This window comes from Pandoraea pneumonica (assembly GCF_902459645.1).
GTDB classification, from domain to species: domain Bacteria; phylum Pseudomonadota; class Gammaproteobacteria; order Burkholderiales; family Burkholderiaceae; genus Pandoraea; species Pandoraea pneumonica.
In genome coordinates this window covers 624,263-636,006 of record NZ_CABPSK010000004.1, presented here as the reverse complement: position 1 = coordinate 636,006, position 11,744 = coordinate 624,263, and the positions used below count along the sequence as shown (strand labels likewise).

The window sequence follows — 11,744 nt, the reverse complement described above, 5'->3', positions numbered from 1 at the left end:
CGCATCATGAACAGTACCCCGTCGATCGTTGTTGCTCCGATGTCTGCCACACCATCGGAGGAAGATTTTGACGCGAACCGCCGTTTTGGCGGCATCGCGCGTTTATACGGTGACGACGGTCTCGCGCGCCTGCGTGAAGCGCACGTTGCCGTCATCGGCATCGGCGGCGTTGGCTCGTGGGTGGCCGAAGCCCTGGCGCGTAGCGCGGTGGGGCGGCTCACCCTGATCGACCTCGATAACGTCGCCGAAAGCAATACCAATCGTCAGGTGCACGCACTCGATGGCAACTATGGAAAGCCGAAAGTCGCCGCGATGGCCGAGCGCGTTCTGGCCATCAATCCTGCCTGCCAAGTTACGCTGATCGAGGACTTTGTGGAACTGGAGAACCTCGACACGATGCTCGGCGGCGGCTTCGACTGGATCATCGATGCCATCGACAGCGTGCGGGTAAAGACGGCGCTCATCGCGTGGTGCGTTGCGCACAAGCAGCGTCTTGTCACCGTCGGCGGGGCCGGCGGTCAGATCGATCCGACACGTATTCGTATCGACGATCTCGCTCGCACGATTCAGGACCCACTGCTTGCGAAAGTACGTGCGCAATTACGCAAGCAACATGGTTTTGTCCGTGGTCCCAAAGCCAAGTTCAACGTGCCCGCCGTGTACTCCGACGAGCCTTTGCAGTACCCCGAAGCGGTTTGCGCGCCGGGTGAGGCACCTGAATCGGCCGATGCGGCTGCCGGGCCTCAGGGGCTCAATTGCGCGGGTTTCGGCTCGAGCATGTGTGTCACAGCGACATTCGGCATGGCGGCTGCCGCGCACGTTCTGAAGCAAATGACGATGCGTGCCCCGCGAGCACGCACCTGACGTGCCGTTGTTGTACCAAGACGTGCGCGCCACGTCTGTAACCAAAAGTTACGAATGCGTGCCGTTGCCAGCAAAGCGCGGGGAAATAGAAAACGGCCGGGATCAGTTCAGATCACCGGCCGTTTTTTTATGGCGTGGCGTTTTACGGTGCAATCTCTCGAAGTTCGTCACGCCTGACGAGAGGGCACCGCAATCGGCCGCCGATCAGCGAAGCTCGCGGCGCAGCACCTTGCCCACGGGCGTCTTGGGCAGTTCTTTGCGGAACTCGATGACGTGCGGCACCTTGTAGTTCGTGAGGTGCTGACGGCAGAAGTCGATCACGATCTGTTCGGTCAGATCGGCAGACTTCTTGACGATCACTGCCTTGACGGCTTCGCCGGTGCGCTCGCTCGGTACGCCGACGACCGCCGATTCGAGAACGCCCGGGCACATCGCTAGTACGCCTTCCACTTCGTTCGGATACACGTTGAAGCCCGAGACGATGATCATGTCCTTCTTGCGATCGGTGATGCGCACGTAGCCTTGCTCGTCCATCGTGCCGATGTCGCCGGTGCGTAGCCAACCGTCGGGCGTGATGGTCTTGGCCGTTTCGTCGTCGCGGTGCCAGTAACCCTTCATGACTTGCGGGCCGCGCACGCAGATCTCGCCTTCCTGACCGAAGCCGAGCGCTTCGTTCGCGTCATTGCGAATGCTCACCTCGGTCGACGAAATCGGCAGCCCGATCGAGCCGTTGAACTCGCTGCCCAGCGGGTTGATACAAACGGCGGGCGACGTCTCGGTGAGACCGTAGGCTTCGATGAGCGGATGGCCGGTCACCTTCTGCCAGCGGTCGGCCACGGCGCGCTGCACGGCGGCACCGCCGCCGAGGGCGCACTTGAGAGCGCTGACGTCCAGCTTGTCGAATCCAGGTGTATTGAGCAGGCCGTTGAAAAGCGTGTTCACGCCCGTCATGAACGTGAACTTCCACTTGCCCAGTTCTTTCACGAAGCCCGGCATGTCGCGCGGGTTGGTGATGAGCAGGTTGAGCGCGCCCAGTTGCAGGAACACGAGGCAGTTCGCCGTCAAACAGAAGATGTGATACAGCGGCAGCGCCGTGACGATGATCTCCTTGCCCTCTTCGAGGCCCGAGCCGATCCACGCACGCGCTTGCAACATATTGGCGATCATGTTGCCGTGGGTGAGCATTGCGCCCTTGGCCACGCCGGTGGTGCCCCCGGTGTATTGCAGGAAGGCGATATCGTCGTGATCGAGTTGGACTTCGTTCAGCTTGGCGCGTGCGCCTTGCGAGAGTGCGTCGCGAAACGGCACGGCATGCGGAATGCTCCAGGCGGGCACCATCTTCTTCACGTGGCGCACGACGTAATTCACGATCCAGCGCTTCGGTGCGGGCACGAGGTCGCCGATGGCGGTCGTGATGATGTGCTTGACGGGCGTATCGGGGAGCGCCTTTTGCAGCGTGGCGGCGAAGTTCTCGATGACGACGATGGCGGCGCAGCCGGCGTCTTTGAGTTGGTGTTCGAGCTCACCGGCGGTGTAGAGCGGATTCACGTTCACGACGACCATGCCTGCGCGCAGGATGCCGAACACGGCAACCGGGTATTGCAGCAGGTTGGGCGACATGATGGCGACGCGCGAGCCGCGCTCGAGACCGGGCAGACTTTGGAGGTAGGCGGCGAAGTCGCGCGACTTTTTCTCGAGGTCGGCGAACGTCATCGTCACGCCGAGGTTCGAGAAGGACGGGCGATTTGCAAACTTCTGGCAACTTTGCAGAAACAGGTCGTTGAGCGAACGATATGCGTTGACGTCGATCTCGGCCGGCACGCCGGGCGGATAGCTCTTGAGCCAGACTTTTTCCATGAGCGCCTCCTTGAATATGGTTTTTATCGCATCGGCGCTAACGGGGGAAGGGGGTATCCCGTGGCGCCGTGCCTGTTTTGAATGTCGACGCGCGAAATGGTGCGCTGCCCGATGTCCCCTTGGGGGACTGTGCTCGGTGGCCTCATGCATTTTGAGCGCAGTAAGCGCAGAAAAAGCGGCGTCGCAAAAAGCCGTAGGATACCGTGCCGTTTGCGCACGTAGCACAGGGAAACCCATGATTTGGCGCGGGTTTGCGTGGAGTAATTGCTCTAGCGGCAAACACTTGCCAGTGTGGTCGATTCCGCGCTAATCCCGCATGGAATGCGCGGTGAGGCGGCGAAATCCGAGATATGACAAAAGAATTGCAAAAAACACTTGCGTGGCGGGTTGGTTTCTTACATAATTCTGTTCTCACAGCGCGGCTGTAGCTCAGTTGGATAGAGTACTTGGCTACGAACCAAGGGGTCGTGGGTTCGAATCCTGCCAGCCGCGCCACTTATTTCGAGGGTCTCCTCACGGAGACCCTTAGTTTTTCGGGAGTCTTTTCCCAGTGACGCGTCGGATGTTCTGCATCTGGCCCGCGTTGATGAGAAAAGTAACTCGCGTGCAGTACGTGCGGCTGTAGCTCAGTTGGATAGAGTACTTGGCTACGAACCAAGGGGTCGTGGGTTCGAATCCTGCCAGCCGCGCCAACCTAGTTGGCAGAAACGCTCCAGAGGCGAAAGCTTCTGGAGCGTTTTTCTTTGGTGCGACGGAAATGTTGCACGTTCGGCATCCGTCCCGATAGCAACCGTCCCGTCAGCAACCGTCCCGACAACAAGCGGCGACTCTCAGCCGCCGCTTGCTCACGCATCACCCCACCTGCCAGCCCAACCCCAGCGCCTTTTGCAGCGTCACGAACGACTTGAGCAGTTGCGCATCGCCTGCAATGCGATCCTGTTCGGCGGAGAAGCGCGTACGTTCCGCGTCGAGCCAGTCGAGCGTGCTGGCCGTGCCCGCACGATAGCGTTGACGCGTGAGCGTTGCGGCGCGCGTGGCCGAGGCTTCTACACTGCGCAGCCGGTAGACGTTCTCGCGCTGGTGCCCGTAACGGCTAAGTGCCACGTCGGCGTCACGCAGCGCGGTGAGCACTGCACTCTCGTACTTCGCCTGTGCCTGATCGCGCCCGGCTTTCGCCCCATCGACACCGGCCTGCACGCGCCCGAAGTCGAGTACATTCCATTGCAGACGCGGTAGCGCCAGCCAACTGAAGTTCTCCTTGCGAACCAGATGACCGGGGTCGAGCGCCGAGTAGCCGAGTTCGCCCATGATCGAGAGCTTCGGGAACCAGTTCGCCGTCTGCACGCCGATCTGCGCATTCTGCGACGCCAAACGTCGCTCCGCCGCGCGAATATCCGGGCGTGCCTGCAACAGCGCCGTCGGGTCGCCAATCGCCACCTTCGCGGGCACGCTCGGCAGCGCCTTGGCGGTCTTCAGCTCGGCATCGAGCGCCCCCGGCGCGCGGCCAGTGAGCAGCGCCAACTGATCGAGCGATTCGATGACGTCGGCCTCCAGAGGCAACACCCGCGATTGCGTCTGCTCCACCTGCGTCACCAGCCGTTCCACATCGAGTTCAGACGCCACGCCCCCGGCGCGTCGCTGACGCGTGAGGTCGAGCATCTCGCCTTCGATTTGCGCAGAGTCACGCACCAGCGCCAACCGGGCTTGTTGATCGCGCAACGCGACGTACGTTTGCGCCACTTCCGCGGCCAACTGAACATGCGCGTCGGCGAGGTCTTCCGACGCAGCGTCGGCATCGGCGCTTGCTGCTTCCACGGCACGACGCGTGCCGCCAAACAGATCGACTTCCCAACTGGCATCGAAACCGGCCATATAGAGATCGAGCGGCCCGCGTCCGCTCGACCCGCTGCCGCTATTTCCGCCAAGCAAGCTCAGATCGGGCGAGCGCGTGCGCAGCATCGTCACATCCACGGTGCCCTTCGGCAGCAGATCCGCCTCGTGGCTGCGCAAGCTCGCGCGCGACTGACGCACCTTCGCTTGTGCCGCGCGAATATCCGGGCTGTGGGCGATGGCATCGTCGATGAGCGCAGTGAGTTGGGCGTCGTCGAGCGCGGTCCACCAGCGCGCGACACCCGGCGTATGCGCTTCGACACCGCTACCCGCGTGCGGATAAGCGCCAGTGCGCATTGCATCGCCAGCCACTTCGGGCGCGCCGTGATAATCGGGGCCGACCGTGCAGCCCGCAACGAGAAGGGCCGAGGCAACGGCCAATGTTCGCAAATAGAGAGTCATGATTAGTGCCCGCCGGAACTGAAACCTGCGGGTTGCTTGAGCAGTAGGGCGAGCGGCACGCATAACAGCAGCGCAATGCCCAGCGCATAGAAGGTCTCGGAGAACGTGATGACGCTGGCTTGTTGCGCAATTTGCGCCGCGAGTTGAGCGGTGGCCTGCAATTGCGCATGCGCCATATCGCCTGTCTGCGCAAAGAAGCCCGCAGCATTCGCGGCCAAGTGCTCTTGTCCCAGCGAACTGTTAGCAGTGATCGTCTCGCGCAGCATGGCGTCGTGATAATCGGTGCGCCGGTCGATCAGCGTGCCGAGCAACGCCAGCCCCACCGAACCCCCGAGGTTACGCGCCATGTTGTAAAGCCCGGCAGCGTCGCCTGCGTCTTGCGCATCGACGGCGGCCATCGAGGCCTGATTGAGCGGCATCATCGCGAGCATTTGCCCCACACCGCGCAATAACTGCGACACCGTGAAGTCATGCCCCACGCTCTGCGCCGTCAGGTCGATATCGAGAATGCAACTCCCAAAGAAGCAGAGCAGCCCGAGAATCACCAGAAAGCGAATATCGACGCGGCTAATCAGTCGCGGCAAAAACGGCATCATCAAAAACGCAGGCAGTCCCGAGAGCAGCATGATGTTGCCCGACTGTTGCGCGTTGTAGCCCGCAATCGTCGCGAGAAACTGCGGCAACAGATACGACACGCCATAAAGCCCCGCGCCCACCGTGAACACGATGTAGATCACACTCGCGTAGTTCTTGTTACGCAGCAGCGAGAGCTTGACGATAGGCTTCTCCGCCGTGAACTGCGCAACGAGCATCATGCCGATGCCGACCGCCGAGAGAATCGACAGCCAGATGATCATGTGCGAGTCGAACCACCGTTCGCGTTGACCTTCTTCAAGCACCACCGTGAGCGAGCTCAGACCGATGGTCAGGCCGACGATCCCCAGCCAATCGGCTTTGACGAACGCATGCAGATTGGTTGGCTCACGTTTGAGCCCGAGCATGAGCAGCGAGACGATGGCCACCGAGATCGGCAGATTCAAGAAGAAGCACCAGCGCCAGTTCGCGTTCTCGGTGAGCCAGCCACCGACCACCGGGCCGAGCAATGGCCCCAGTAGCACGATCAGGCCGAACATCGCCATCCCCACGGCCATCTGATGCCGTGGCAAGCGCGTACGGATAATCATCTGCGCGGTCGGAATCATGGCACCACCGGCGAAGCCCTGACCGATGCGCCCGATCACCATTTCCGGAAGACTGCTGGAAATGCCACACATCATCGAAAAGATGGTGAAGAACACCGCGTTGAGTGTCAGAAAACGTCGCAGACCCAGCACGCGCGTGAGCCACGCCGCGAGCGGAATCATGACGATTTCCGACATCAGATAGCCGGTCGAGATCCAGGTGCCTTCGGTGCCTGACGCGCCGATCTGCCCTTGAATCTGCGGCAATGCCGAGTTGGTGATCGAGATGTCGAGCGTGGCGAGCAGCGCGCCCATCGCACCGGCCGCGACCGCGATCCAGTCGGACGCAGACGCGTTGCGTGGCGCGGCGCCCGGCAAACTCGCCGGTGCGGCAAGCGTAGGGGCTTCAGCCACGTTGCACTCCGGTGCCGTTGCTGGCCGGCGCGGCGTGGCCGGTCGTGTTGGTAACCGGGCCCACGCTGCTGTTCAGCGGCGCGCTAAGTGCCAGCATTGCGTTCGACCCGGATGACGGCGAGGTCTGCGCGGCCTTCGCGGGCGCCGCGCCAGCGCTTTCCTTACGCGCGTGCGTATCGACATCGGCGGTGACCGACAGTCCCGGCAGCAGCACGCTGCGCAGCGACTCGGGCACGTCCAGGCGAATGCGCACCGGCACGCGTTGCACGATCTTCGTGAAGTTACCGGTCGCGTTTTGCGCGGGCAGCAAAGCGAACTGCGCGCCCGTGCCCGGCGAGAGCGAATCGACCACACCGTGAATCGGCTCGCCCGGCAGCGCATCCACATGCACCGTCACCGGCTGGCCGGGGCGCATATGACCGACCTGCGTTTCTTTGAAGTTCGCCGTCAGATAGACGTTTTGCACCGGCACCACGGTCAGCAAACGCGTACCGGGCTGCGCGAACTGGCCGACACGTACGGCCCGGTCGCCCACGCGTCCGGCGAGTGTGCTCTTCACCACGGTATCGGCGAGATCGAGCTCTGCCTTGCGCGCGCTGGCCTGTGCCACCGACAACTGGGCCTTCGCTTGGGCGAGGGCGGCGGTGAGCGTGTCGGTCTGGCGCACGCTGGCGTCGACGCTGGCTTCATTGCTCTTGAGCGTGGCGTCCGCACGCGTACTGGCGTTACGCAATTCGGCCAAACGTTCGTCCGTCTCAGCGCCCGTGGCGACGAGCGGGGCGTAGCGCTTGACCTGTCCGGCTGAATAGGCGGCATTCGCGCGCGCACTCTCCAGTTCGGCGCGCGTCTGGGCGATGTTGGCGGCGTGCTGCGACAGTTCGGCCTGTGCGCGTGCCACATCGGCTTCGCGGGCGGCCACCGTGGCCTGCGCCTCGTCGAAGGCGGCTTGATACTGACGGCCATCGAGGCGCACCAGCGGCTGGCCGACCGTCACGGTTTCGTTGTCGCGCACGAGCACTTCCGTCACGTAGCCGCCGACTTTCGGGGCGACGGTCATGCTGTCGGCTTGCAGATAGGCGTCGTCGGTCGACTCGATAAAGCGCCCGACGAACCACCAATGCGTGCCCCAGCCGAGCGCGGCAATCAGTGCCAATGCACCCGCACCAAGGGCGAGTTTCTTGCGACGGGGGTTGCCGGGGGCTTTCTGGGCGGGGGTAGGGGTGCCGCCCGGAGCGGCTGACGGGGATGCGGTGCCGGGGGCTGTCTTCGCCTCTTCGGGCTGACGCGTGGCCGTATCGATCGACTCTGCCGACGTTTCGAGTCGGGCCTGCGCTGCGGTAGACATCGGAAAACTCCTCAAATTATTCCAATTGGCAGAATTATTCCAGTTGATCGATTTATGTCAAGTGTTATATTTTTGACGAAAGTTTTGGCAAGCAAGGAGCTTCATGGCACGGACACAACCGCAGACACAACGCGCGCCCCGCGCGGCAGCCCGCCCGCGACATGCCGTCGACACGGGTTACCAACGTGGGGAGGAGACGCGTGGGCGCATCATCCTCGCCGCGATCAAGTGCTTCGGCGAGCATGGTTTTGCGGGCGCGTCGACGCGCGACATTGCCAACGAGGCAGGGGTGAATGCCCCGGCGTTGCAGTACTACTTCGATAACAAGGAAGGCGTGTACACGGCGTGCGTCGAGTACATCGTCGAGTTGGTGTGGAAGCAGTTGGGCGACGCCGTGATGGCGGCCGAGGCGGTGCTGGCCGACGCGTCGGCCACCGACAAGCAATTGATCGACGCGTTCTGCGCGTTGCAGAACCAGAAAGCCGGATTTCTCGAAGACGTGCCGCAGATCGACGGCTGGCACATGTTCATGGCACGCGAGCAAGCGGGGTTAGGCCCGGACGCTGGCTTCAAGGTGTTTCACGAGCGCGTGTCACAGCGGATCGCGGGCGTGACCGGCGGTATCGTGGCGCGCCTTTGCGGCACGTCGACGGACGACGAACTGACGCTGATGCGCGCGGTGTGTATCAGCACCACCGGGATGGCGTTCCGAGTGATGGGCCGCTCGGTCAACTGCTCGATGGGGTGGACGGACGAAAATCCCGAGCGCAACCGCCAAATTCGCGCAGTCGTGGTGGAGCAGACCCGCGACATGCTGGAGTTGCTCGTCAAACGCCGCAAGGCATCGAAGTAACGCCATCGCAAGGGGTGCCAGACGGCACCCCTTGTTTCATCGGATGGCTGACCGCTGCTTACTGCTGCTTACCGCGTCGTAGCAGCCTGAACGTCTCCCTCGCCATCGCGCTTGCGATACCAGAGGAAATAAACCAACAGCACCACTGCCACAAACGGCACGCCGAAGAGCAGCGTCATCTGGAACACGCCGGTAAAGAGCGTGGTCACCATCACTGCGGCCATGAGGCCCGCGCCCAGCAGCGTGAGCCACGGAAAGCCCCACATGCGAAACGCGAGCGGCGGGTGATCGCCCCGTTGCCATGCGCGGCGGAAGAAGAAGTGGGTGACGAAGATCATCATCCACGTGAGCATCGCGCCGAACATCGAGATCGCCATCATGAACGTGAACGACGACTCGGGGTACAGGAAGTTCACGAGCGTGGCGAGCGCAATCCCGACCGTCGAGAGCATGAGCGCCGCAAATGGCACGCCGCGCTTGTTGACCTCACCGAAGCGCGCGGGCGCGTAACCGGCACGCGAGAGCGAGAACATCATGCGCGTGGTGATGTAGAGCTGGCTGTTCATCGACGAGAGCGCGGCAATGAGCACCACGAAGTTGATGACCCCTGCGGCACCCGGAATATCGATGGCCTGCATCACCTTCACGAACGGACTTTCGTCATGACCGGCGGCGGTCCAGGGCACGATGGCGAGCATCAATGCCAGCGTGAGCAGGTAGAACAACACGAGGCGCACCACCGTCGAGCGAAACGCACGGGTGACGGCGCGCTCGGGGTTCTCCGCTTCCCCTGCGGCGACCGCGATCATCTCGATGGACAGATAGCTGAAGATCGAAATGATTACGGCGATCCACATGCCCCACAGCCCTTTCGGAAAGAAGCCGCCGTGCGCGGTGTAGTTCGCGAATCCGGCCGGCGAGTGATCGGCGTTGACGACCGAGCTCGGCGCGATGAACACCACGTACGCGCCGATCATGATGAACGCGACGATCGCCGCGATCTTGATGAGCGAGAACCCATATTCGATAGCACCGAACAGGTTCACCGACATCGCGTTCACCAGCACGAGTGCCGCAGAGAATCCCGCCACCCAATACCAGCCGGGCACCTGCGGGAACCAATACTTCATGTAGACGGCGATGGCACTCACTTCCGTACCCACGGCGAGCACGATGCACGACCAGTAGGCGTAACGCACGAGAAACCCGGCCCACGGGCCGATGTAGTGCTCGGCATAGGCACCGAACGAGCCCGACGTCGGGTGCGCGACCGTCATCTCGGCGAGACACCCCATGAGCATCAGCGCGATGAACGCGCCGATCGCATACGAGAGCAACACGCTGGGTCCGGCAAAACCGATGGCGAAACCGCTGCCGAGAAAGAGGCCGGTACCGATGGCACCGCCGATAGCGATCATGGCCATCTGACTGGCAGTGAGCGAGCGGCGCAAACCTTGTTCGCGACGCGTGATGTGAGCGAAGTTACGGGGAGACGGGGGCAGGGGAGAACGCGCCATGACACACCTCTTGGGGCGCCGTTGGCATGAGGCGGCACCCGCATGAAAACCGCATTGCTTGTGATCGCCCGTTCGCGCCTGTGCGCCGAACGGGCCCCACCGCCCCGGCCGAAACCGGGGCGGGTCAAACCACTGCAAAAGGGAAGCGGCGAAATCGCGTCGCGGGACGTAACCGCATCCCGTGCCGCATTTCGCTCGGGGGATACGCCTTAGAAGATGTGGCGGATACCCGTGGCTACGCCCACTTGCGTCGAGTTACCCGGCAGTTCGACGCGTGCTGCGCCGCTGACCTTGTTGTAATCGACCGTGCCGTAGACTTGCGTGCGCTTGGACAGCGCGTACTCGGCGAGCAGCACATAGGTGTAACGACGGCCCGAACCGGCATCGCCCGCTTGGGCGTTGATGTTCTTGATGTCGTCGAAGTAGGCGGCACCCGTGATCGCGAGGTTCGGCATGGCCTGAATGGTCGTGCCGAGGTAGAACGTCATGTCCTTGCGCGGGTTGTCGCTCAGGTTGCCCGTGGTGACGGTTTGCGACGGATCGTTGAGCGTGCTGTCGAGCCAGCCGCTGCGGTCGCGCCCGCCGATGTAGCCGACGAAGACCTTGGCGATCGAGACGCTATAGATACCGCCCAGCCCCCACATCTGCTGCACGCGCTTGGCAGCGTCACGCGCTTGCTGATACGTACCGGCGATCTGGAACGGGCCCATTGCATACGAGGCACGCGTGCCCCAGTAGTTGCTGGCGGCCATCGTGCCCGCCGTGTTGCCGAAGCCATACGTGGCACCCACCGACAAGCCGCCGAACGTGCCGGCATAGCTCACGGCGTTGTCCACGCGGCCGCGCGTGATGTTGTACATCCACGAGTTGTTCGCGTAGTTGCCGATCGTGAGCGGGTCGAAGTCGCCGTAGACGTTGAACGCCTCAGTCGCCTGACGGCCGATCTTGATGGTGCCGTATTGGTTTTGCAGGCCGACAAACGCATAGCGGTCGAACATACGCGGGCCGTTGGCGAGCGTGCCGTTCTGCGGGTTGATCCCCGACTCCAGTTGGAAGATCGCCTTCGTGCCACCGCCGAGGTCTTCCGAGCCCTTGAAGCCGAAACGGCTATTGGTCACGGCACCGTTGGCGACTTGCCACAGGGCGTCGTTGTTGGCATTGGCGTTGGTTTGATAGCGAACGCTCTGGTCGACGATCCCGTAGAGGGTGACAGAGCTTTGGGCGGCGGCGGTGGTGCTGAATGCCAGGCCGCAAGCGGCCGAAACAATGGCCAGAGTGGCCGGAAGCGCAGACTTCATGGGTCTCCTTTTTTAGTCTTGTAGACGCAAAACAATTGTCGAAACTGGCCCGCTTCTCCTTCCGATATAGGAGATGACGGACGCTCTTTGCACGACAACGGCGACGACCGGGACGACCCTCTG

The 11,744-nt window shown here is 62.6% G+C and carries 8 protein-coding genes and 2 tRNA genes; 4 read left to right on the top strand and 6 right to left on the bottom strand.

Annotated elements, in window-relative coordinates; translation table 11 throughout:
• Nucleotides 1–6 precede the first annotated feature (6 nt).
• Nucleotides 7–864 (top strand): tRNA cyclic N6-threonylcarbamoyladenosine(37) synthase TcdA, encoded by an 858-nt coding sequence (gene tcdA, locus PPN31114_RS21960; protein ID WP_150681616.1) that lies wholly within the window; start codon nt 7–9, stop codon nt 862–864.
• Nucleotides 865–1,068: 204 nt separating this feature from the next.
• Here the strand turns inward: tcdA and PPN31114_RS21955 are convergent, their stop codons facing one another.
• Nucleotides 1,069–2,721 (bottom strand): AMP-binding protein, encoded by a 1,653-nt coding sequence (locus PPN31114_RS21955; protein WP_150681615.1) that lies wholly within the window; start codon nt 2,719–2,721, stop codon nt 1,069–1,071.
• A 418-nt stretch (nt 2,722–3,139) separates the two neighbouring features.
• On the opposite strand from PPN31114_RS21955, the gene PPN31114_RS21950 reads away from it, so the two are divergent.
• Nucleotides 3,140–3,216, top strand: a tRNA-Arg gene (locus PPN31114_RS21950).
• A gap of 120 nt (nt 3,217–3,336) precedes the next feature.
• Nucleotides 3,337–3,413, top strand: a tRNA-Arg gene (locus tag PPN31114_RS21945).
• Between the two features lie 160 nt (nt 3,414–3,573).
• Here the strand turns inward: PPN31114_RS21945 and PPN31114_RS21940 are convergent.
• From PPN31114_RS21940 to PPN31114_RS21930, 3 genes are all read right to left on the bottom strand, one after another.
• A complete protein-coding gene (locus PPN31114_RS21940) occupies nt 3,574–5,013 on the bottom strand; it encodes an efflux transporter outer membrane subunit (RefSeq protein ID WP_150681614.1) in 1,440 nt (479 codons plus the stop codon).
• 2 nt (nt 5,014–5,015) lie between these two features.
• The gene (locus PPN31114_RS21935) at nt 5,016–6,509 is read right to left on the bottom strand and encodes an MDR family MFS transporter (protein WP_150681760.1); all 1,494 of its coding nucleotides are present in this window, start codon (nt 6,507–6,509) and stop codon (nt 5,016–5,018) included.
• A gap of 91 nt (nt 6,510–6,600) precedes the next feature.
• On the bottom strand, nt 6,601–7,953 hold the full coding sequence (locus PPN31114_RS21930) for an HlyD family secretion protein (RefSeq protein ID WP_150681613.1): 1,353 nt from the start codon (nt 7,951–7,953) through the stop codon (nt 6,601–6,603).
• 103 nt (nt 7,954–8,056) lie between these two features.
• Between PPN31114_RS21930 and PPN31114_RS21925 the strand changes: the two genes are divergently transcribed.
• Nucleotides 8,057–8,806: a CerR family C-terminal domain-containing protein gene (locus PPN31114_RS21925; RefSeq protein WP_150681612.1), complete on the top strand. Its 750-nt coding sequence runs from the start codon at nt 8,057–8,059 to the stop codon at nt 8,804–8,806.
• 68 nt (nt 8,807–8,874) lie between these two features.
• Here the strand turns inward: PPN31114_RS21925 and PPN31114_RS21920 are convergent, their stop codons facing one another.
• Together PPN31114_RS21920 and PPN31114_RS21915 are read right to left on the bottom strand one after the other, a co-directional pair.
• Nucleotides 8,875–10,323 (bottom strand): amino acid permease, encoded by a 1,449-nt coding sequence (locus PPN31114_RS21920; RefSeq protein WP_174988338.1) that lies wholly within the window; start codon nt 10,321–10,323, stop codon nt 8,875–8,877.
• A 209-nt stretch (nt 10,324–10,532) separates the two neighbouring features.
• On the bottom strand, nt 10,533–11,621 hold the full coding sequence (locus tag PPN31114_RS21915; protein WP_150681611.1) for a porin: 1,089 nt from the start codon (nt 11,619–11,621) through the stop codon (nt 10,533–10,535).
• Nucleotides 11,622–11,744 lie beyond the last annotated feature (123 nt).